The organism is Kitasatospora sp. NPDC059812 (assembly GCF_042732075.1).
In the GTDB taxonomy this organism is placed as follows: Bacteria; Actinomycetota; Actinomycetes; order Streptomycetales; family Streptomycetaceae; genus Kitasatospora.
This window is the reverse complement of sequence record NZ_JBHWIO010000027.1, coordinates 1-19,914: the sequence shown is the minus strand read 5'-3', so window position 1 is coordinate 19,914 and position 19,914 is coordinate 1. Positions and strand designations below refer to the sequence as shown.

At 74.2% G+C, this 19,914-nt stretch carries 20 protein-coding genes; 11 read left to right on the top strand and 9 right to left on the bottom strand.

All coding sequences use genetic code 11. From position 1 onward, the window contains the following. Nucleotides 1–143: 143 nt before the first annotated feature. Nucleotides 144–647 (bottom strand): hypothetical protein, encoded by a 504-nt coding sequence (locus ACFV6D_RS16095; protein ID WP_380425797.1) that lies wholly within the window; start codon nt 645–647, stop codon nt 144–146. Nucleotides 648–920: 273 nt separating this feature from the next. Here ACFV6D_RS16095 and ACFV6D_RS16090 point away from each other — a divergent pair, with 273 nt between their 5' ends. Genes ACFV6D_RS16090 through ACFV6D_RS16080 form a run of 3 tightly spaced genes read left to right on the top strand, consistent with a single transcriptional unit; the run spans nt 921 to nt 2,393 of the window. Next, nucleotides 921–1,151 carry a hypothetical protein gene (locus tag ACFV6D_RS16090; RefSeq protein WP_063350865.1) on the top strand — a complete coding sequence of 77 codons (231 nt, stop codon included), beginning with the start codon at nt 921–923 and terminating at the stop codon, nt 1,149–1,151. A 25-nt stretch (nt 1,152–1,176) separates the two neighbouring features. Then, complete coding sequence (locus ACFV6D_RS16085; RefSeq protein WP_159398314.1) at nt 1,177–1,683, top strand: hypothetical protein; 507 nt, start codon at nt 1,177–1,179, stop codon at nt 1,681–1,683. Further along, entirely contained in the window at nt 1,680–2,393 is a 714-nt protein-coding gene (locus tag ACFV6D_RS16080; RefSeq protein ID WP_380560199.1) for a class I SAM-dependent methyltransferase, read from the top strand. The genes ACFV6D_RS16085 and ACFV6D_RS16080 overlap by 4 nt, the downstream gene beginning before the upstream one ends. Nucleotides 2,394–2,436: 43 nt before the next feature. On the opposite strand, the gene ACFV6D_RS16075 is transcribed toward ACFV6D_RS16080, so the two are convergent. From ACFV6D_RS16075 to ACFV6D_RS16055, 5 genes are all read right to left on the bottom strand, one after another. Further along, nucleotides 2,437–2,910 carry a MarR family winged helix-turn-helix transcriptional regulator gene (locus tag ACFV6D_RS16075; protein WP_380560197.1) on the bottom strand — a complete coding sequence of 158 codons (474 nt, stop codon included), beginning with the start codon at nt 2,908–2,910 and terminating at the stop codon, nt 2,437–2,439. Between the two features lie 116 nt (nt 2,911–3,026). Beyond that, nucleotides 3,027–4,151 (bottom strand): SDR family oxidoreductase, encoded by a 1,125-nt coding sequence (locus tag ACFV6D_RS16070; protein WP_380560195.1) that lies wholly within the window; start codon nt 4,149–4,151, stop codon nt 3,027–3,029. 150 nt (nt 4,152–4,301) lie between these two features. After that, a complete protein-coding gene (locus ACFV6D_RS16065; RefSeq protein ID WP_380371452.1) occupies nt 4,302–4,895 on the bottom strand; it encodes a TetR/AcrR family transcriptional regulator in 594 nt (197 codons plus the stop codon). A 56-nt stretch (nt 4,896–4,951) separates the two neighbouring features. Then, on the bottom strand, nt 4,952–5,077 hold the full coding sequence (locus tag ACFV6D_RS16060) for a hypothetical protein (RefSeq protein WP_380560193.1): 126 nt from the start codon (nt 5,075–5,077) through the stop codon (nt 4,952–4,954). A 104-nt stretch (nt 5,078–5,181) separates the two neighbouring features. Beyond that, the gene (locus ACFV6D_RS16055) at nt 5,182–6,117 is read right to left on the bottom strand and encodes an aldo/keto reductase (protein ID WP_380560191.1); all 936 of its coding nucleotides are present in this window, start codon (nt 6,115–6,117) and stop codon (nt 5,182–5,184) included. Nucleotides 6,118–6,388: 271 nt separating this feature from the next. Between ACFV6D_RS16055 and ACFV6D_RS16050 the strand changes: the two genes are divergently transcribed. The 3 genes from ACFV6D_RS16050 to ACFV6D_RS16040 all read left to right on the top strand — a co-directional run bounded on the left by ACFV6D_RS16050 (nt 6,389) and on the right by ACFV6D_RS16040 (nt 9,326). Then, a complete protein-coding gene (locus ACFV6D_RS16050) occupies nt 6,389–7,111 on the top strand; it encodes a rhomboid family intramembrane serine protease (protein WP_380560189.1) in 723 nt (240 codons plus the stop codon). A 108-nt stretch (nt 7,112–7,219) separates the two neighbouring features. Further along, the gene (locus ACFV6D_RS16045) at nt 7,220–8,188 is read left to right on the top strand and encodes a D-2-hydroxyacid dehydrogenase family protein (RefSeq protein WP_363373224.1); all 969 of its coding nucleotides are present in this window, start codon (nt 7,220–7,222) and stop codon (nt 8,186–8,188) included. Nucleotides 8,189–8,297: 109 nt separating this feature from the next. Further along, nucleotides 8,298–9,326 (top strand): hypothetical protein, encoded by a 1,029-nt coding sequence (locus ACFV6D_RS16040; protein ID WP_380560187.1) that lies wholly within the window; start codon nt 8,298–8,300, stop codon nt 9,324–9,326. A gap of 48 nt (nt 9,327–9,374) precedes the next feature. Here ACFV6D_RS16040 and ACFV6D_RS16035 read toward each other — a convergent pair whose 3' ends face one another. Further along, entirely contained in the window at nt 9,375–10,970 is a 1,596-nt protein-coding gene (locus ACFV6D_RS16035) for a M4 family metallopeptidase (protein ID WP_380560185.1), read from the bottom strand. A gap of 208 nt (nt 10,971–11,178) precedes the next feature. Here ACFV6D_RS16035 and ACFV6D_RS16030 point away from each other — a divergent pair, with 208 nt between their 5' ends. Then, complete coding sequence (locus ACFV6D_RS16030) at nt 11,179–12,507, top strand: hypothetical protein (protein WP_380560183.1); 1,329 nt, start codon at nt 11,179–11,181, stop codon at nt 12,505–12,507. Between the two features lie 63 nt (nt 12,508–12,570). Here ACFV6D_RS16030 and ACFV6D_RS16025 read toward each other — a convergent pair whose 3' ends face one another. Continuing rightward, entirely contained in the window at nt 12,571–14,712 is a 2,142-nt protein-coding gene (locus ACFV6D_RS16025) for an amino acid adenylation domain-containing protein (protein WP_380560181.1), read from the bottom strand. 206 nt (nt 14,713–14,918) lie between these two features. Here ACFV6D_RS16025 and ACFV6D_RS16020 point away from each other — a divergent pair, with 206 nt between their 5' ends. The 4 genes from ACFV6D_RS16020 (at nt 14,919) to efeU (ending at nt 19,421) form a co-directional block, all read left to right on the top strand. After that, nucleotides 14,919–15,743, top strand: a complete 825-nt coding sequence (locus ACFV6D_RS16020; protein ID WP_063346115.1) for an ABC transporter ATP-binding protein — start codon at nt 14,919–14,921, stop codon at nt 15,741–15,743. Nucleotides 15,744–15,964: 221 nt separating this feature from the next. After that, nucleotides 15,965–17,113, top strand: a complete 1,149-nt coding sequence (gene efeO / locus ACFV6D_RS16015) for an iron uptake system protein EfeO (RefSeq protein WP_380430422.1) — start codon at nt 15,965–15,967, stop codon at nt 17,111–17,113. Nucleotides 17,114–17,220: 107 nt separating this feature from the next. Beyond that, entirely contained in the window at nt 17,221–18,552 is a 1,332-nt protein-coding gene (efeB, locus tag ACFV6D_RS16010) for an iron uptake transporter deferrochelatase/peroxidase subunit (RefSeq protein WP_380560180.1), read from the top strand. Nucleotides 18,553–18,587: 35 nt separating this feature from the next. Next, a complete protein-coding gene (efeU, locus tag ACFV6D_RS16005; protein WP_063346113.1) occupies nt 18,588–19,421 on the top strand; it encodes an iron uptake transporter permease EfeU in 834 nt (277 codons plus the stop codon). Between the two features lie 69 nt (nt 19,422–19,490). Here efeU and ACFV6D_RS16000 read toward each other — a convergent pair whose 3' ends face one another. Next, nucleotides 19,491–19,763 (bottom strand): hypothetical protein, encoded by a 273-nt coding sequence (locus ACFV6D_RS16000; RefSeq protein WP_380560178.1) that lies wholly within the window; start codon nt 19,761–19,763, stop codon nt 19,491–19,493. Nucleotides 19,764–19,914 lie beyond the last annotated feature (151 nt).

The window sequence follows — 19,914 nt, the reverse complement described above, 5'->3', positions numbered from 1 at the left end:
CCCGCTCGCGGCGCGCCCCCGCCCAAGGGCAATCGGCGGGGGGGGCCGCGGCCCGCCCCCCCCCCGGGGGGCCCCCCCCGCGGTACCCCGCGGGGGGGGCGCCCTCGTCGTGCGGGTGCGGGTGTGGCCGCGCAGGCGTTTTCTCAGCCGTAGATGCTGTGGCAGAGGCGGGCCTGCTCCGAGCCCGCGGGCCAGCGGCCGACGCGTTCGGCCTGGTCGCAGATGCCGCCCGGGCCGAGGGTGGGTAGCGCCGCGCCGGTAGCCGGAGCCGCCGGGGTGGCGCCGGCCGGGGCGGGGGCGCCGTGGGTCGACGGCGAGGGGCGCGCGGTGCGGCCGGGCTTCGGGTGCGCGGTCGCCGCGTGCTGGGCGTCGGCCGGCTCGTCCTCGTTCGGCGCGGCCGCCGCCGTGGCCGTGGCCAGGGCCGGGGCCGGTCGGGCGCGCTCCGGCGTGGGCGGCGGGAGCGGGGACGGCGCGGGTGTGGTGGGGAGCGGCGAGAACGCGGGCGGGTCCGGCGCCGTCGGGTCGGACGCGGAGGGGGAGGTGTGTGGCAGGGCCACCACGTCCAGTTCGTCTCCCGTCCCCGGCCCGCACATCGCCAGGACGGCGGCGAGGACGGAGACTGTCCCGATGGTCGCGGCGGCCCACACCTTCCGCGACCGCCGCGACGCCGGTGCGGGCGGCCGAACGGGGGCCGGCGCGAACGCGGTGGGTACCGGGGGTGGCTGCCAAGCGTCCTGCGGCCACTGCCACTGTCCTCCGGTGGACTGCCCAGTCATGTTGTCGTCCTTCCAGCGCCGAACCCCCCGTCGAATCCCCCGCCATGCCTTCCCCGTGCTCAACGAGCGCGCCGACGCCGGGACATGACCCGGAAGAGGGGTCTGGAGGGGCGCCGATTGCCGCCGCGCCACATGCTGGGGGGCATGGAGACCAACAGCACGTCCAAGCACCTGGTCGAGGTGGCCGACTTCCGGACCGACAGCCGCTACCGCCTGGTCCACTTCGAGGGCCACGGCTGGGAGCCGCTCGCCCCCGAGGAGTTCGAACCCCGGATCCACCAGCTCTTTCCGGACCTCGACCCGCGAGATCCGGTCCGCGTCCACTGGGCGGATCGCCCCTGGGAGTGGCCCCTCTGGCACCCCGGCGAGGCGTGAGCCGCGCTTTCGTTACGCTGTCCGGGTGAGCGTGGATCATTTCTGGCGCCGCCTGCCCGGCCAGGAGGTCGACACCTGCTCGCCGACGGAACTCGGCGAGCTCGTCCCCGACCGGCAGGACGTCCGCTACGGCCAGCTGGCCTCCGCCGGACTCCTCCTCGGCGTGCGGAGCACCGCCCGGCTGATGGAACTGGCCCTCACCGAGAACGGCCTGCACCCCGACCCGGCCGCCCGCCTGCCCGTGTACGGCGGCGAGCGCCGCGAACCCGACGCCGCGCAGACCGATCCGCTGGTGCTGAGCCCCGCGCAGGTCGCGGCCGCCTTCACCTTCCTGCGCGACTCGGCGCTCGGCGAACTCGTGCGCCAGCAGGACACCGTGCTGGCCCGGACGGTCGCGCGCCTCGGGTACCCGACGCCGTGGTCCGAGACGTGGGCGACCCGGGTGGTCGCCGACCTGCGGGAGCTGCGGGACTTCTTCGCCGACGCGGCGGCGGCCGGTGACGCGGTGGTCGTCCGGGACCGGAAGGCATGATCGGGGTGACCGGGGCGGCGGACACGAACGGGGTGGACGAGTTGGACGAGTTGGACGGGGTGGAGGACGTGAACGGGGTGGACGAGTTGGACGAGTTGGACGAGGCGGAAGGCCTGAACGGGCTTTCGAGCACTGCCGGTTACGCCGAGGCGGCGGAGGAGCTCGCCGTCCAGTACGAGAGCGTGACCTTCGCCGAGGTCCACGCGGACCTGCTGCACAGCTACCCGCCCCCGCCCGCCGCCGTCCTCGACGTGGGCGCCGGCACCGGGCGGGACGCGGCCGCCCTCGCCGCCCTCGGCCATCCGGTGGTGGCCGTCGAGCCGACCGCCGAACTCCGTTCCGTCGCCGAGCGGTTGCACGCGGGCTCCGGCGTGCGCTGGGTCGCCGACGAGCTGCCCGAGCTGCCGCAGCTGAGCGCAGGCACCGAACGCTTCGACCTCGTCCTGCTGACCGCCGTGTGGATGCATCTCGCCCCTGCCGAGCGGGCGTTGGCGATGGCCGCCCTCGGCCGACTGCTCGCCCCGGGCGGGCGCCTCGCCCTGACCCTGCGCCACGGCCCCGTCCCGCCGGGCCGCCGGATGTTCGACGTTCCGCCCGAGGAGACCGTCGCGCTCGCCGCCGCCCGGGGCCTGCGGCTGCTCCATCGCGCCGAGCGCGGCGACCTGCACGGCCGGTCCGGCGTCCGCTGGACGAGCCTGGTCTTCGGGTAGGTCGCCCTCCTGGCGTCCGGGCCGCGCTCGCGCGGTGCGGGGGTCAGTTCACGTCGACATTGTCGAAGAGTTCGAGCATCTGCGTGAGGACGTGCACGCAGGCGGTCAGGTCGGCGTCGGTCAGCTTGCCGCCGACCTGGCGGAGCAGGGCGTGCTCGCGGGCGCTCGCCGCGGAGACGGCGGCCCTGCCGTGGCCGGTCAGCCGGATCAGCGAGGACCGCTGGTGGGCGGGGTTCGGGGTGATCTCGACCAGGTCCAGGGCTGCCGCGTCGTTGACCATGCGTTGCACGAACTGCCTGCTCAGCGCCTGTGCGCGGCCCATCTGAGGGACGGTCATGGGCCCGTGCTCCGCGAGCAGGAGCAGCACGGCGCGCACGCCGACGGACAGCCCCTCGATGGGAGCCGCGAGTTCCACCGTGCGGAGCACCCGTCGGTACAGCGGGCCGACCAGGTCGAACACGTCCATGAGCCGGTGGGCGAGGACGTCGGGCGGGAGCGGGGCATCGGTATCGGTCACCCCGCCATCATGACACCCGGGTTGCCAATCCCTGCCGTGGAGGAACCGCGTGGAGGGAACCGTTCGCCGCCGCCGGCTGAACCGCCCCGGCGTCCTGTGCCGGGCTCACCGGGGGTTCACCGGGGCGGGGCGCCGAAGTCCTCGGCGACCAGCCGGTCGGCCCAGTGCCGGAGGGCCGGGGCGAGGGGCGGGTGGACCAGGCCGGCGGCGGTGGCGAGGTGGTCGGCGGAGGTGGTGTCGTAGCGGTCCTCGGAGAGGAAGCCGAGGGTCTCCGGGTCGGCGCCGGTGAGGGCGCGGGGGAGGCGGCGGACGATGGCGACGGGCGCCAGGCCGCGGGGCGGGCGGACGCCGAGGTGGGCGGCGAGCAGGGCGATCAGGTCCGGGAGGACGGGGGTGGCGGGGTCGAGGACGGTGTGGGCCACCACGGCGGAGCCGTCGGGCGTGGGAGTGGCGTCGGGGGTGGCGGAGCGGTCAGGTGTGGGAGTGGCGGCGCTGTCGTGGGCGGGGACGGCGGCGAGGAAGCGGGCCAGGTGGTCGACGGTGACCACGGGCAGGAAGGTGCGGCGGGTGCCGGGCAGCAGCGGCAGGCGGCCGCGGTGGAGCTGGCGGACGAACTGGGCCAGGCCCAGGTACTGGCCGGCCTCGCCGGTCCGCGAGTGGCCGATGACGCTGCTGGGGTTGACGGTGGTGAGCGGGACGCCGAGTCGGGGCGCGGTGACCCGGACGGCGGCGTCGCCGAGCAGCTTGGAGGCCTCGTACGCGCCGAGGCGTGCGTAGGCGGCGGTGGTCGCGCGGGGGCTGGGCGGGTACTGCGGCTGCGGGTCGCGGCCGACGCGGTAGCCGGAGAGGTGGACCAGGCGGCGCAGCCGGGGCCGGGTGGCGGACCAATGGAGGGCGTGCAGGGCGCCGTGGACGTTGGCGGGTTCGGCCTGGGCGCGGGTGAGGCCGAACTGGTAGCGGGCGGCGAGGTTGTGGACGTCGCGGACCTCGGTGAGCCGGGCGTCGTCCTCGGGGGAGAGGCCGAGGCCGGGGCGGGTGAGGTCGGCGGCGACGGTGGTCAGCGCGGTGTCGTCGGCGCCGTGGGCGCGCAGCCAGTGGCGCAGCTCGGTGTCACGGCCGGCGCCGCGCACGGCGGCGGCCACGGGCTCGCCGTGGGTGAGGAGTTCGAGGACGAGCCAGCGGCCGAGGAAGCCGGTGGCGCCGAGGACGAGGGTGCGGGGCGGTGGCGGGAGGGGCGGCATGTGGCAACTCCTGGAGTTGGAATCTGTAGACCGGTCTGCATATTTTTCGGACACGAGAAAACCTCGGGCACAGGAGAATTCGGGCACAAGGAATCGGAAGGAGGGGCGGAGCCGCGCACCGGTCGGCGGCGGCTCCGCTTCCGCGAAGCCCTACGGGGTGCGAGCGGCCGGCTTGGCGCCGAGCAGGTGGCGGACGGCGTGCAGCGCGTGGTCCAGCGGCTCGCGGCTGCGCCGGACCGACGCCAGCAGGACCGCGCCTTCCATCAGCGCCAGTGCCTGCCCGGCCGCCGTCGCGGCCTCGGCCGGCTGGAAGCCCTCGGCCTCCAGTCGGCCGGCCAGCACGCGCTGCCAGCTCTCGTACACCTCCGCGCAGACGGCGCGCAGCGGCTCGTTGGTGCCGGCGACCTCCAGGGCGACGATCGCGATCGGGCAGCCCTTGGTGTAGTCGGAGCGCGCCAGTCGCTCGGCGAAGACCTCGGTGAGCCGCTCGGTGAGCGCTCCGCTGTCGGCGCCCTCGGCGGCCAGCGCGGCGAGCAGGTCCTCGACCTCCTGCCCGGCCTGGGCGAGGGAGGCGGCGACCAGTTGGTCCTTGCCCTCGGGGAAGTGGAAGTAGAGCGAGCCGCGCGGTGCGCCCGTCGCGGCCACGATCTGGTTGAGGCCGGTCCCGAAGTAGCCCTGTGCCTCGATCAGCGTCCGGGTACCGGCGATCAGCCGGGCCCGGGTCTCCTCACCTTTGACTCCCATGCGGAAAACAATAGACCGGTCTGCATATTCCTGTCGACGGGCCTCAGCGCTGGGCCTCAGTACCGGGCCTCCGCGTCGGGCGGGACGGCCTGTCGGCGTCCGTCGCCCGTCAGCCCGCTGCCATCCGGCGCGGCCTCGCCGTGGCGGGTCAGGTAGCGGTAGCGGGTGGCGGACTCGGCCATGCTCCGGGACTCCCTCGTTCGTGTCGGCGTGCGTGCTCTCGTGCTCGCCGGTGATCCTGAGCTCGTCCCGGAGCGGTGCCGCCGCGGCCCTGCCCGGTTCCGGGTCAGCCCGTGTGCGCCCCCTGAAGCAGCGCCAACTCCTCCGGGGAGAGGCGCAGGGCCCCGGCGGCGATGTTGTCCTCCAGGTGCGCCAGGTCGCCGGTGCCGGGGATGGCCAGGACGTGCGGGCCCTGGTGGAGCGTCCAGGCGAGGCGGACCTGGGCCGGGCCGACCCCGCGCGCCTGCGCCACCGCCCGGACCTGGGCCGGTTCGGCGCCGCCCGTGCCGGACTCCCGCCCGGCTCCGGCGATCGCGTAGAACGGGACGAAGGCGATGCCCTGCTCGCCGCAGAGCCGCAGCACGGCGTCCTGTTCGGGCGAGGCGCCGATGCCATACGGGTTCTGCACGCACACGACGGGCGCGACGGCCTGCGCCTCGGCGAGCTGGTGCGGGTGGATGTTGGAGAGGCCGAGGTGGCGGATCAGCCCGGCCTGGCGCAACTCGGCGAGGGCGCCGAAGCGTTCGGCGATCGAGTCGGTGCCGACGATCCGCAGGTTCACCAGGTCGAGGTGGTCGCGGCCGAGTTGGCGCAGGTTCTGCTCGACCTGGCCGCGCAGCCGCTCCGGGGTGCGGGCGTGTTCCACCCACTCGCCGTCGAGTCCGCGGCCCGGGCCGACCTTGGTGGCGATCACCAGGTCGTCGGCGTACGGCGCGAGCGCCCGGTTGATCAGCTCGTTGGCGGAGCGCAGCGGGGAGAAGTAGAAGGCGGCGGTGTCGAGGTGGTTGACGCCCAGTTCGACGGCGCGCCGCAGCACCCGGACGGCCTGCTCGCGGTCGCGCGGTACGGCGTCGGGGACGAGCGCCCGGCCGGTCTGCGGCAGGCGCATGGTGCCGAAGCCGATCCGGTGGACGGTGCGGTCGCCGAGCGTCCAACTGCCGGAGGCGGCGGCGGTGACGGCGGCTGGGGCGCCGGCGGGGGCGGGGGTGGTGCCAGAAGTCATGCCGTCATGATCGCCACTGCCCTGCCCTGACCGCCAGCGATTCGGGAATGTACGAATCCCCGCGGAATCCCCGCGGAATCCACGGGGGCGGAGGTGACGGCGGGCTGCTGTCCACGGGGGAGGGCGCCGTGACGGCGGACCTGTCGGGACTGTGACAACCGTCATGCCGTTTCCATGATCACCCGCCCTGGTCCGGGGCCCCGCCCGGCCGGGATGATGGGGCTCGTCGACGGGCGGGAGCGCCCGGGGTCGGGTGAACGGGGGGTCGGCGATGTCGCCGCACGAGATCGGGTTGTACGCGAGCGCTGCCGTGGTGGTCAGCGTGGGACTTCAGGCGCTGGCGCTGGCCGGCTCCGCCGCCGGCCCGGGAGCCGGCGCTCCGGCGGGCGCCGGACCGGGCGAGGTGCTCGCCGTGGTCCGGGCCGCCCTGGCACGGCGGCCCCGGGTCACCCTCGCACTGTTCGCGCTGATGGCGGTGATGGCCGTGCTCCAGTACGCCGTGCCCACCCTGGTCGACGATCTGATGCGGCAGCCGGGTGCGCTGTCCGACGGGCAGTGGTGGCGGGCCGGGACGGCCCTGCTGGTGCAGTCCTCCGGGATCGCGCAGATCGCGATGAACCTGCCGGCCCTGCTCGTGGTCGGCGCCGTCGCCGAGTCGGTCCTCGGATGGTGGCGGACCCTGGCCGTCTTCCTCGCCAGCGGCGTCCTCGCCCACGTGGTGAGCCTGGCCGGCTGGTCACCGCGCGGCGGCGGCGACTCCGTGGCCGTCTGCGGCCTGCTCGGCGCCCTGGCCGTCATCTGCCTGCTGCGCGGGAGCGCCCTGGGCCTCACGTTCAAGCGCACCTGGTACCTGCTGCTCATCCCCGCGGCCGGTCTGTTCCTGTGCGCGCTCCGGAACAACCACGGCGTCGGCCTGGTGGCGGGCTGCCTGCTCGGTCTGGTGCTCGCCGCCGGGACGAGGACCAGGCCGACCGGGCAGCCCGCCGCGGCGTGACGGGGGGCCGGTCCACCTCCGGGGGCCGATCCCGCAGACCCGCAGACCCGCAGCTCGGACCGGGGCCTGGCACGCCGGGCGCCGACCGGCGTCTGGGAGAGTGCGGGCATGACACTTCGGACCCTTCGGTGCGCCGTCCTCGACGACTTCCAGGGCGTCGCCACCAGCATCGTCGACTGGTCCCCGGTCTCCGACCGGGTGGCGGTGACCGCCTTCTCCGAGCACTTCGGGTCGGAGGACGAACTCGCCGCCGCCCTGGCCGACTTCGACTTCGTCGTGACCCTGCGCGAGCGGGTGCCGTTCCCGGCCTCGCTGTTCGCCCGGCTGCCGAGGCTCAGGCTGCTGGTCGCCTCGGGCATGCGGAACTCGGTGATCGACTACGCGGCCGCCGAGGCGCACGGCGTGACGGTCTGCGGGACGGCCAGCTCCTCCACCCCGCCGGTCGAGCTGACCTGGGCGCTGCTGCTCGGCCTGGCCCGCGGCATCGTGCCGGAGAGTACGGCGCTGCGCGAGGGTGGTCCCTGGCAGAGCACCGTCGGCGCCGACCTGCACGGGCGGGTGCTCGGGCTGCTGGGCTTGGGGAAGATCGGCGGCCTGGTCGCCCGGGTCGGACTGGCCTTCGGCATGGACGTGCTGGCCTGGAGCCAGAACCTCACGGACGAGCGTGCCGCCGAGGTCGGCGTGCGCCGGGCCGCCGGCAAGGAGGAGCTGTTGAGCGGCGCCGACTTCGTCTCTATCCACCTCGCCCTGGGCGAGCGCACCCGGGGACTGCTCGGCGAGGCCGAACTCGCCCTGATGAAGCCCGAGGCGTACCTGGTGAACACCTCCCGGGCGGCGATCGTCGACCAGGACGCGCTGCTGGCCGCGCTCACCGGGGGCCGGATCGCGGGCGCCGCCGTGGACGTTTTCGACGTCGAGCCGCTGCCCGCCGACCACCCGCTGCGCACCGCGCCCCGGCTGCTGGCCACCCCGCACCTGGGGTACGTGTCGCGCGACAACTACCGCCGCTACTACGGCGAGGCGGTCGAGGACATCGCGGCCTACCTGGCCGGCGAGCCGATCCGCCGCCTGGGCTGACCCATGGCCTGGGCTGACCCACGGGCCGGGCTGACCCACGGGCCGGGCCCGGGCCGGCCCTCGTGGCGGCGTCCGCCCGCCGGGCGCCGCCCGGCCGCATACTGGCCGCGTGACGAGCGGAGACGGTGCCCGGGGTGCGGGCCGGCGCGGTGTGCTGAGGGCGGGTGCGGCCGCGCTGCTGCTGGGCGCGGCGGGGTGCGGGAGCGGGGCCGGGCGGCCCGCGGTGACGACGGGTCCGGCCGGCACACCGACGGAGACGTCGACGTGGACGGTGGCCCCGACGCCGACGGGGACACCGACGGTCTCCGCCCTGCCGAACCCCGCGCTCTGGCAGCCCGGCCCGTCCGAGGTGCAGCCCGACGTCAAGCGCCGCGCCGTCGAGCTGGTCGCCGCGCTCGGCGCCTGGCCGCCGGGCGGGCAGGGCGTGGAGGCGGCCCGGGCCCGGGTGGCGGCGCTCGGCCTGCCGCCCGAACTGGCGGACCGGGCCGGGCCGCTGGCCCCGGCGGCCGCCGAGGCGAGCCTGGAGGTGGTCGACGCCCAGTACGGCGGGATCCTCGCGGACTCGGCGAGCGTGCTGGTGGTCTGCCGGCAGTGGACCCGCCGGGCCGATGGCTCGGTCGCCGAGGGCGGCACCACGGTGGATGTCCGGCTGAGCCGGGCCGCGCCGCGCTGGACCGTCACCGCCCTGAACCCGGGGGAGCCGGGCCCGGCCGCCGCCTCACCCGCCCCGGCGGTGGCGCAGGTGCTGGCCCAGCCGAGGATCGAGCTGCCGCCCGAGGCGGCCGCCGACCTGCGCAGCGGCACCGTGCACGACAGCGTGCTGGCGGCGATGCTCCGGCTGGCCGGCCCGTACACGCTGTCGGTGAGCGTGGTGCGGACCGGCCACCCGTTGGACGTCTTCGGTACGACCCGGCCCAGCGACCATCCGCTGGGCCGGGCCTTCGACGTCTGGCGGATCGACGGTCAGGCGGTGGTGGACCCGTCGACGCCCGGGCAGCTGATCGAGTCCTTCATGCGGGACGCGGCCGCCGCCGGCTCGTACAACGTGGGCGGTCCGGTGGCGATCCCGGGCGTGGGCAACCAGTTCTTCACCGACGACACCCACCACGACCACGTCCACGTGGGGTTCTCCGCCTGACCGCCTGACCGTCTGACGGCCTGACCTCCACCGCCCGGGGACGGTACGTCAGTTGACGTTGACGCCGCTCCAGGCCGCCGCGACGGCCTTGTACTCGGTGCTGTTGAGGCCGTACAGGTCCTTGGCCGCGCTCAGGGAGGCGGTGCGGGCACCCTTGTAGGTGGTGGTGGAGGTCATGTAGACGGTCAGCGCGCGGTACCAGATCTTGGCGATCTTCTGGTTGCCGATGCCGGCCATCGTGGAGTTGTTGCAGGTGGGGCTGTTGTAGGTGTAGCCGTTGATGGTCTTGCTGCCGCTGCCCTCGCTGGCCAGGTAGAACCAGTGGTTGCCGACGCCCGAGGAGTTGTGCACGTCGAGCTTGCCGACCGAGCTGCTCCAGCAGTCCGCCGACCGGCCGTCGAGCGAGGGCTTGTCGAAGCGGCGCAGCCACGGCGGGGTGGACTGGTCGCTGAACAGGTAGTCGGGGGTGTCGACCTTGTTGTTGGCGTACCACTCCACCATGGTGCCGAAGATGTCGCTGGTGGACTCGTTGAGGCCGCCGGACTCGCCGCTGTAGCGCAGGTTGGCGGTGGCGCTGGTGACGCCGTGGGTCATCTCGTGGCCCATGGTGTCGAGGTCGACCTGCTCGGGGTCGGTGGTGCCGTCGCCGTCGCCGGTCATCATGCAGAAGCAGCTGTCGGACCACTGGGCGTTGTCCCAGTTGGTGCCGACGTGGACGAAGACGGTGGCGCCCTTGCCGTCGTTCTTGATGCCGTTCCGGCCGAAGGTGTTCTTGTAGTAGTCGTACGTCCAGGCGGTGTTGGCGTGGGCGTCGACGGCGGCGGTGGAGCGGTCGGTGGAGAACTTCTTCCCGTCGCCCCAGACGTTGGTGGTGCTGGTGAACGCGGTGCCGGAGCCGGCCTTGAGCGCGCTCGCCGCGACGTTGTTGGCGTCCTTGGTGACGTGGCCGCGGACCGCGTCCTTGAGGGTGTAGCCGCCGCCGCTCTGGGCGGTGGTGTCGATCGTGATGTCGCCGGTGTACTCGGAGTGGCCGGTGCCGGAGGCCTGGTGCTCGGCGTCGTAGGTCTCGATCTGCTCGCCGGTGGTGGCGTCGGTGACGACCACCTTGCCGGCCGGCTGGCCGTGCTCGCCGGTGCCCTCGACGGTGGTGCGCCAGGCGAGCCGGGGCGTGCCGTCGGCGGCCCAGACGACCAGTTCGGGCGTGCTGGTGGCGTCCTGGACGCCGGGTGCGGCCGCGAGCGCGTTGGCGGCGCCGGCCTGCGCGGGCACCTTCGGGACGGTGGACCTGACGGCGGCGTCGTGGGCGGCCGCGCGGGAGGAGTCCTTGAGCCGGCCGCGGGCGTCCTGGTGGACGACCAGGTCACCGCCGACCACCGGCAGGCCCTGGTAGGTGCGGTCGAAGCGGACGTGCTGGGTGCCGTCGGCGTCGAGGACGACGTCCTTGACGACGAGGTCCTGGCCGGCGCCGAAGCCGAACACCCCCGCGTTGTGGGTGACGTTGGCGCGGGCCTGGGATATCGCGGCGTCCCTCGTGCCGGTGGCGGCGGAGGCCGTGCCGGTGGGGACGGCGACGGCGACGAGGGCGGCGACGACCGCGATGGCTCCGGCCGCGAGGGGGCGGCGGGAGGAGGAGGTGGGGCTCACTCTGACTCCAGTCGGGGTAGCTGCAGGGAAAAGAGCTGCGACCGACATTGACGGCGATCAGTCAGGTAGAGCTAGAGGAATGGTCATATCTTTGCCAAGTTGTGTCCTGTTCAAATCAAAAGTGAGCAGAAATCAACACCCGTGCCGCATATGGCCGATCGTGTTCCGACGCATGACGCATGACCTGACGAGGCCCTAGGCTCGCCCCATGGACGGATGGGTGGGGGCCTGGACCGGCGGGCGGGCGGCGGTCCACGTGGGCAACGTCGCGGACTTCAACGAGCAGTTCTTCGCCCCGGGCATGGACGCCGCCCAGCGCGCCCGACGGCTGCGGCAGGCGCACCACTACGCCTGCCTGGCCACCTGCTACAGCCCCGAACCCGCGCTACTGGTACTGCCCGCCGAGGTCGGCCCGGAGTGGACCGACTGGCTGGCCCGGGAGCTGGAGTGGGGCCCGGTCGAGGTGCACGGCGGCGTCGCGCCCGGGCGGACGGTCGCTCGGGCGCTCGCCGAACGGCCGGCCCTGGCCGCGCGGATCGCCGCCCTCGGCCGGCCGGTGGTCGCCTGGGGCCGCACCGCCGCCCAGGGCGAGGGCCCCGAACTGGCCGCGGTGCACCGCTACGAGTCCAAGGCGGCGGCCCACGACCTGTTCGCCGAACTCGCCCCCGACCACCCGGGCATCGTCGTCCCCCGGCAGGAACGCCCGGCCGGCCGGGGCCGCGCGGCCCGCCGGCTGACCGCCCGCGCCGCCCGGGGGCTGACCACCGTGCTGAAGAGCCCGCACGGCGTCGGCGGCTACGGCACCGTCGTGGTGGATCCGGCCGACCTCTTCGCCGCCGGCGGCGGCCGGCCCCTGCTGCGGCGCCTGGTCCGCTCCGAACTCCTGCCCGCCCAGGGCGGCCTGCTGCTGGAGGAGCACGTCGACCCGGGCCCGGCCGCCCGGCTGCGCGACCTCACCTACGACGCGCTGGTCGGCCCCGACGGAGCCGTCCACCCGGTGGGCGCCGGTGACATGCACGTCGCCGGCACCCGCTACCAGGGCGTCACCGTCGGCCCCGACGCGGTGCCCCGGGGCGCCGCCGGGACGGCCCGCCGGTTCGCCCTCGCGGTGGGGGAGCGGCTGGCCGCCGAGGGCTACCGCGGCTGGTACGACGTGGACTTCGTCACCGACCGGCAGCGCCGGCTCGCCCCCACCGAGATCAACCTGCGGCTCACCGGCCCGGCCGTGGCCTTCATGCTGCGGGCCCGCCTCGACCAGGTGCGGGGCCCGGGCCACCTCGTCCGCACCCTGGACGCGATGCCGCTCGGCGCCCGGCTCGCCCCGGGCGCGCTGTACGACCACCTCGACCGGCTGCGGCCGCGCTGCGCCCGGCTCGACGTCACCCTCCTGCCGTTGATCCCGACGGCGGGCCACGACCCGGAGCCCGCCGTCGGCCTCGCCCTCGCCGGGCCGAGCGCCGAGGCGCTGGACGCCGCGCAGGCGCTGCTCGCGGCCGCGCACCACGGGCTGGCCGGGATGTTCGAGGCGCTGCGCTGACCGATCATCAGCGCAGGCCGTCAGCGCAGGCCGTCAGCGCAGGCCGTCATGACTGGGCAGCCGTCACCGCCGGGCGGTCGGTCGCCGGATCAGGAAGATCAGCACCACCAGCGCGGCCGCCATCAGTGGCACGTTGAAGGTGAACACCATCGCCGTCTCGCGCGGCCAGTCGGTGGCGTCGGTGAGCCGGTACAGGTTGTCCTGTGGCCACCAGGAGGCCAGCAGCCACACCACCGAGAGGTAGGTGAGCAGGGACAGCCTGTACGACCGCCCCTGCCGCAGTACCGCCGGGAAGCCGAAGAAGAGGAAGGCCACCCCGGCGCCGAAGGCGAGGTTCTCGCACAGGTAGAGCAGCTCGAACCAGAAGTGGTACGCGTCGGGCACCGCCCCGAGCTGCGTCGCGCCGGGGAAGAAGACGTTGGTGCTGACCCAGGCCATGAGCGAGAAGAACACCACGCAGCCGAGCACCAGGCAGCCCGGCAGGTCCGACGTGCCGCTGCGCCCGCCCCCGGCCTTGCCGCCGCCGCCCTTGCCTGTGCGCGACCCCGCCTTCGCCGATCCGGCGGCGGTGTGCTTCGGCGGGGCCGGCAGCGGTAGCGCGGCGCGGTCCAGCTTTCCGGCCCGGGTGCGCGGCAGCTCCGGCACCGGGACGACGGCCTCGGGCGCGTCGCCGACGGGCAGTTGGGCCGCCAGGTACTGGGAGAGCGACCAGCCGTCCGCCCCGTCCGCGTCCGGCGCGGTCACCGCGTACCCGACCAGGCTGCGCCGGCCCGGCCGCAGCTCCAGCTCCACCACGACCGCCTCCCGGACCGCCGGGTGGGCGCGCAGCCGGCCCTCGGCCCGGGCCGCCGCCGCGACCCGGGAGACCACCGCGGCCTTGCGGGCGAAGGGGACCGGCCCGACCACGTGCGCGGCCCGGCCGAGGAACTCCAGGACGCCGTCGTCCCGGAGCCGGCCGATGTCCCCGGTCAGCAGTACCCGGCCGTCGGGGTCGAAGTCCGCCCGGACGAACCGGTGGCGGGTGTCGTCGGCCCGGTTGAGGTAGCCCCGGCCGAGGCCGCCGCCCGCGATCGCGATCTCGCCGGCCTGCCCCGGCGGCACCGGGGTGCCGTCCGGGCCGACCACGTACACCCGGGTGCCGGGGAACGGCCGGCCGATCAGGGAGACCCGCTCGCCGTCCTCGGTGGCCGCCGTGCCCTGCGCGTCGAAGTAGGTGCTGTCCACGCCGGCCTCGGCGAGGCCGTACACGTTGAGCACTCTGGTCCCGTCACCGAGCAGCCGTTGGAGGCCCAACTGCTCGTCCAGGTACCACTTCTCGGCGCCGACGGTGAGCAGCCGCACGCCGGGCAGCGGCGTACCGGCCAGGGGTTCGCCTGCCTGTGGCGCGTCGCTCCGGGCGAGGTGGGCGGCCAGCCGGCGCGCGAGGCGGGCGTTCAGCTCCAGGACGGTGATCCCTTCGGCGGCCACCAGGGCGGGCAGGCCGGCGAGGTCGGCGGTGCGGTCCAGGGTGAGGTTGCGCGGGGCGACCACCAGGGTGGCGCCGGAGCCCAGCGCCCGGACCCAGTCGGCGGTGAAGACGTCGAACTCCAGGCTCGACGTCTGCAGGATCCGGTCCGCCGGGGACAGCCCGTACACCTCGCGCCAACCCCGGTACGCGGACAGCAGGTTGCGGTGCTCGACCAGGGCCCCGGTGGGCAGGCCGGTGGAGCCCGAGGTGTAGAGGACGCAGGCGAGGTCCGTCGGGCCGGTGGGCGCCCCCGGTGGGTCGGACGGCTCTTCGGTGAGGTCGGCCGTGTCCAGGCAGACGATCTGCGCCGGGCCCGCGTCGGCGAGCCGCACCCGGTGGCTCTCCTCGGTCACCACCAGGTCCGGGGCGGCGTCGGCCAGGACGTGCCGCAGCAGCGCGTCCGGCGCGCTCGGCTCCAGCGGCACGTACGCGGCGCCCGCCTTCAGTACCGCGAGCAGCGCGACGTACACCTGCGTGCCGCGGCCCAGCGCCACCGCCGCCCGGCCGCCCGGGGCCAGGCCGCGCGCCGCCAGGTGGCGGGCGAGGGCGTCGGCCCGCTTGTCCAGTTCCCCGTACGTCAGCTCGGCATCGCCGCAGCGGACGGCCACCGCCTGCGGTGCCTGCCCGGCCCGCAGTTCGACCAGTCCGTGCAGCGTGTCGGCCGCCCGGTCCTCGGCCGCTTCCCCGTCGGTCGGCATCGGCGCTCCCCTCATCCCCTCCGAATCCCCCGATCATCCTCCCAACTCCCGCTGCGCGACAGGGTTCTGGAGCGTCCACTCCTCGGACGGCCCGGCTCCGCACGCGGCGACGGTTGTACTCTGCACGCAGACGGTCGGCGCCGGCCCGTCCGGTACGGCGCCCCGCCCGCACCCTGTCCGGCGCCGTACCTCGGAGGTCCGCCCCCATGAGCTCGTCCGTCCCGTCCTTCGACGGCCCGCTGCTGCGCACCCAGGACGTGGACGTCGTACGCGACGGCCGCCACCTGCTGCGCGGGATCACCCTCGCCATCGAGCCGGGCGAGCACTGGGCGCTGCTCGGCCCCAACGGCGCCGGGAAGTCGACCCTGCTCGCCCTGCTCGGCGCGGTCTCCCACCCCACCCGGGGCGAGGTGGACGTGCTCGGCCGCCGGCTCGGCCGGGTGGACATCCGCGAGCTGCGCGCCCACCTCGGGCACGTCAACCCCCGGCACCCGCTGCGCTCGCCGCTGAGCGTGCGCGAGGTGGTGCTCACCGGGCACACCAACACCATCGAGCCGGAGTGGCACCGCAAGCCCGGTCCCGAGGTGCTGGAGCGGGCCGAGCAGCTGATCGAGACGCTCGGCATGGGCGCGATCGCCGAGTCGGCGTGGACCACCCTGTCCCAGGGCGAGCGCGGCCGGGCCCTGATCGCCCGCGCGCTGATGCCGAGCCCCCGCCTGCTGCTGCTCGACGAGCCCGCCACCGGGCTGGACCTGACCGCCCGCGAGCTGCTGCTGGACAGCCTGGACCTGCTGCGCCACCAGCACCCGGAGCTGGCCAGCGTGCTGGTCACCCACCACCTGGAGGAGCTGCCGGAGAGCACCACCCACGCCCTGCTGCTGCGGGACGGGGAGTGCGTGGCGGCCGGGCCGGTGGACGAGGTGATGACCACCGAGCTGATCAGCGTGACCTTCGGCCACCCGATCCGGATCAGCCGGCACGAGGGCCGGTGGACGGCCCGGGCGGCCGCGCGCCGTACGCCGGGGCGCTGACGGGTCCGGGGCGCTGACGGGTCCGGGGCGGGGTGGGCCCGGTCGGGGCGGGGCGGGCTGGGCGGTCGGCCCGCTTCCGACGGGGGCGGGTGTAGACGTAAAAAAGTTTTTACGTAAGGTATGCCTTAGCTAAGGCGGGGTTGTCGCTGATCCGACGCCCCACCGGTGCTCAGCCCTGCCCCGCCCTGGCACACCCATGCCCTTTTTCCGTTGGAGCCCGCATGTCCGCCCGTCGCCGTTCCACCGCAGCCGCGCTGCTCACCCTCGCCGTGGCGACCGCCACCCTGGCGGGCTGTGCGGCGAAGAAGGACGACAAGGCGGGCGGCGCGGACGCGGTCAAGATCAACGCGACCGACACCGCCTGCGAGGTCTCCAAGACCAGCTTCCCGGCCGGCCACGTCGTCCTGGACATCAGCAACAAGGGCGGCAAGACCACCGAGGTCTACGTCTACGGCGCCGGCGACAAGATCATCACCGAGCGCGAGAACATCGGCCCCGGCACCAAGGCCACCATCAACGCCGAGATCAAGGCCGGCTCCTACGAGATCGCCTGCAAGCCCGGCATGGTCGGCGACGGCATCCGCCAGAAGATCACCGTGACCGGCGAGGGCGCCAGCACCGCCGCCGCCGACCCGCGCCTGACCGCCGCCGTCGACGCGTACCGCACGTACGCCCAGCAGCAGGCCGACGCCACCATCCCGGCCGTCGAGGCCTTCGCCGCCGCGATCAAGGCCGGCGACGTGGAGAAGGCCAAGTCGCTGTACGCGCCGTCGCGCACCGGCTGGGAGCGCACCGAGCCGGTGGCCGAGAGCTTCGGCGACGTCGACCCCAAGACCGACACCCGCGAGGACAAGCTGGAGGCCGGCCAGGAGTGGACCGGCTGGCACAAGCTGGAGAAGTCGCTCTGGGCCGACGCCAAGATCGGCGACGACGAGAAGAAGCTCGCCGACCAGCTGGTCAACGACCTCAAGGACTGGCAGAAGAAGATCCCCGAGGCCGAGATCACCGCGACCAGCATGGCCAACGGCGCCAAGGAGCTGCTGGACGAGGTCGCCACCAACAAGATCACCGGCGAGGAGGACCGCTACAGCCACACCGACCTGGCCGACTTCCAGGCCAACGTCGAGGGCGCGCAGAAGGCCTACGAGCTGCTGAAGCCGGTCGCCGCCGAGAAGGACCCGGAGCTGTCCAAGACCCTGGACTCCGAGTTCACCGCGATCCAGGCCCTGCTTGCCAAGTACAAGCAGGCCGACGGCACCTTCACCTCCTACGACAAGGTCACCGAGGCCGAGCGCAAGACCTTCTCCGACGCGGTCAACTCGCTGGGCGAGCCGCTGTCGAAGCTGGCCGCTGCCGTGGTCGTCAAGTAACGACCGCGGTCCCACCCGAGCACCGTCCCCACCCCACCGACGCCGTGGCGGCCCGAAGCGGCCGCCACGGCATCGGTGAGTCAGCACAGAGAAGGATCCGCCCGCCGATGGACGCCGAGAACGCCAAGGGCACCAAGAACCCCGAGAACCCCGAGGGCACCGCAAACGCCCCGGCCGCTGCCGCCGCTGCCGCCGGTGGCGCCGTCAGCCGACGGGCCGTGATCGGCTGGGCCGGCGCGGGCGTCGCGCTCGGCGCCGCCGCCGTCGGCTCGGTCGCCGCCGCCACCCGGCAGGACGACCAGGCCCCGGCCCCGGCCGCCCAGACCGGCGCCGAGGTGCCCTTCTACGGCGAGAACCAGTCCGGCATCGCCACCCCGGTCCAGGACCGCCTGCACTTCGCCGCCTTCGACGTCTCCGAGAAGGCGACCCGCGAGTCGCTGGTCAAGATGCTCAAGGAGTGGACCAAGGCCGCCGCCGCGATGACCGGCGGCCGCGAGGTCGGCACCGGCGCCGCCGGCGGCCTGCCCGAGGCTCCGCCGGACGACACCGGCGAGGCCCTCGGCCTGCCCGCCTCCCGGCTCACCCTCACCATCGGCTTCGGCCCCACCCTGTTCGACCAGGACGGCGTCGACCGCTTCGGCCTCCGTGCCAAGCGCCCCGAGGCCCTGATCGACCTGCCGAACTTCAAGGGCGACAAGCTCGACCCGCTGCGCAGCGGCGGCGATCTCTGCGTCCAGGCCTGCGCCGACGACCCGCAGGTCGCCGTGCACGCGATCCGCAACCTGGCCCGGATCGGCATGGGCACCGTCAACATCCGCTGGTCCCAGCTCGGCTTCGGCAAGACCTCCTCCACCACCCCGGACGCCCAGACCCCGCGCAACCTGCTCGGCTTCAAGGACGGCACCCACAACATCGCGGGCACCGACGGCGCCGGGCTGGCCGAGCACGTCTGGGCCGCCCCCGGCGACGGCCCCGAGTGGATGACCGGCGGCTCCTACCTGGTCGCCCGGCGGATCCGGATGCACATCGAGACCTGGGACCGCGCCTCGCTCAAGGACCAGGAGGACACCTTCGGCCGCACCAAGGGCGAGGGCGCCCCCTACGGCAAGGTCAAGGAGCACGACGCGCCGGACCTCAAGGCGATGCCCGCCGGCTCGCACGTCGCGCTGGCCCACCCGGACGCCAACAACGGCCTGATGATCCTGCGCCGCGGCTTCTCCTTCACCGACGGCACCGACGGCCTCGGCCGCCTGGACGCCGGCCTGTTCTTCCTCGCCTACCAGCGCGACACCCGCAAGGCCTTCGTGCCGCTCCAGCAGCGGCTCGCGGCCGGCGACAAGCTCAACGAGTACATCCAGCACGTCGGCTCCGCCCACTTCGCCTGCCCGGCGGGCGTCCGCAAGCCCGGGGAGTGGTGGGGCCAAGCGCTCTTCGGCTGATCCCCCGCCCCGTTCAACCCCCCGAGGAGAGTGCCGTGTTCGGCAACTACCTGATCGGCCTGCGCGAAGGCCTCGAAGCCAGCCTGGTCGTCTGCATCCTGATCGCCTACCTGGTCAAGACCGGCCGCAGGGACAAGCTGCCGCCGGTGTGGATCGGCGTCGCCTCCGCCGTGGTGCTCAGCATGGTCTTCGGCGCCGTGCTGCAGTTCGGCTCGTCGCAGCTCACCTTCGAGGCCCAGGAGGCGCTGGGCGGCTCGCTGTCGATCATCTCGGTCGGGCTGGTCACCTGGATGGTGTTCTGGATGCGCCGCACCGCCCGGCACCTGAAGACCGAACTGCACGGCAAGCTGGACGCGGCCATCGCCATGGGCACCACGGCCCTGGTGGTCACCTGCTTCCTGGCGGTCGGCCGCGAGGGCCTGGAGACCGCGCTGTTCATCTGGTCGGCGGTGCAGGCCACCAACGACGGCTACAACCCGCTGATCGGCGCCGCGCTCGGCCTGCTCACCTCGGTGGTGCTCGGCTGGCTGTTCTACCGCGGCGCGCTGAAGATCAACCTGGCCAAGTTCTTCACCTGGACCGGCGCGATGCTGGTGGTCGTCGCGGCCGGCGTGCTCGCCTACGGCGTGCACGACCTCCAGGAGGCCGGCTGGCTGCCCGGCCTGCACAGCGTGGCCTTCGACATCAGCAGCACCATCCCCAAGGACAGCTGGTACGGCACCCTGCTCAAGGGCGTGTTCAACTTCCAGCCGGACCCGACGGTGCTGCAGCTCGTGGTCTGGCTGCTCTACCTGGTGCCGACCCTCGCCGTGTTCTTCGGCCTGTTCAGCGGCAAGGCGAAGCCCGTCGCCGCCAAGCCGGCCGCCTGACCCCTTCGTTCGGCGAACCGCCCCGCCCCGTCCGGCACCCCGCCGGGCGGGGCGGTGTCGTGTGTGGCGCTACCCCCCGTACACGCAGAGGAAGACGATGAAGGCGACCAGCCCGACGGCCGCGGCGATCCACGGGCCCGGCGCGAACTCCTGCCGGACGTACCCGGCGTCGTGCGTCTGCGACAGGTGCTGGGAGGCCTTCGCCTGCGCGCCGAACGCCGCCGACCTGCGGTAGCCGCAGCTCTCGCAGACCACGCGCCGGGTGTTGTTCCGCCCCGAGACGACCTTCACCGCGTGCTGGTGCCCGTGCGGGTCCTCGCCCGTGAACCGGCTGGTCTCCATGCCTTGGCCCCCTTCGCCTCGCCCCTGTGCGCGCGAGCATCCTTGCACGCACCACCGACACTGATAGTTCTAACCGGGTCCCTGGTGGTCGTGGCTCTGCCACTGACTGACGCCCTGCTGGGCTGTCCTCCGGTTGTTCTGTCCGGCTGCC

Bases quoted from the DNA above. Each gene is read 5' to 3' on its own strand.
- ACFV6D_RS16050 (WP_380560189.1), top strand. From the start codon at position 6,389: ATGTCGCCGCACGAGATCGGGTTGTACGCGAGCGCTGCCGTGGTGGTC.
- efeO (WP_380430422.1), top strand. From the start codon at position 15,965: ATGTCCGCCCGTCGCCGTTCCACCGCAGCCGCGCTGCTCACCCTCGCC.
- ACFV6D_RS16045 (WP_363373224.1), top strand. From the start codon at position 7,220: ATGACACTTCGGACCCTTCGGTGCGCCGTCCTCGACGACTTCCAGGGC.
- ACFV6D_RS16030 (WP_380560183.1), top strand. From the start codon at position 11,179: ATGGACGGATGGGTGGGGGCCTGGACCGGCGGGCGGGCGGCGGTCCAC.
- ACFV6D_RS16025 (WP_380560181.1), bottom strand. From the start codon at position 14,712: ATGCCGACCGACGGGGAAGCGGCCGAGGACCGGGCGGCCGACACGCTG.
- ACFV6D_RS16060 (WP_380560193.1), bottom strand. From the start codon at position 5,077: ATGGCCGAGTCCGCCACCCGCTACCGCTACCTGACCCGCCACGGCGAG.
- ACFV6D_RS16065 (WP_380371452.1), bottom strand. From the start codon at position 4,895: ATGGGAGTCAAAGGTGAGGAGACCCGGGCCCGGCTGATCGCCGGTACC.
- ACFV6D_RS16055 (WP_380560191.1), bottom strand. From the start codon at position 6,117: ATGACTTCTGGCACCACCCCCGCCCCCGCCGGCGCCCCAGCCGCCGTC.
- ACFV6D_RS16070 (WP_380560195.1), bottom strand. From the start codon at position 4,151: ATGCCGCCCCTCCCGCCACCGCCCCGCACCCTCGTCCTCGGCGCCACC.
- efeB (WP_380560180.1), top strand. From the start codon at position 17,221: ATGGACGCCGAGAACGCCAAGGGCACCAAGAACCCCGAGAACCCCGAG.
- ACFV6D_RS16090 (WP_063350865.1), top strand. From the start codon at position 921: ATGGAGACCAACAGCACGTCCAAGCACCTGGTCGAGGTGGCCGACTTC.
- ACFV6D_RS16080 (WP_380560199.1), top strand. From the start codon at position 1,680: ATGATCGGGGTGACCGGGGCGGCGGACACGAACGGGGTGGACGAGTTG.
- ACFV6D_RS16000 (WP_380560178.1), bottom strand. From the start codon at position 19,763: ATGGAGACCAGCCGGTTCACGGGCGAGGACCCGCACGGGCACCAGCAC.
- ACFV6D_RS16020 (WP_063346115.1), top strand. From the start codon at position 14,919: ATGAGCTCGTCCGTCCCGTCCTTCGACGGCCCGCTGCTGCGCACCCAG.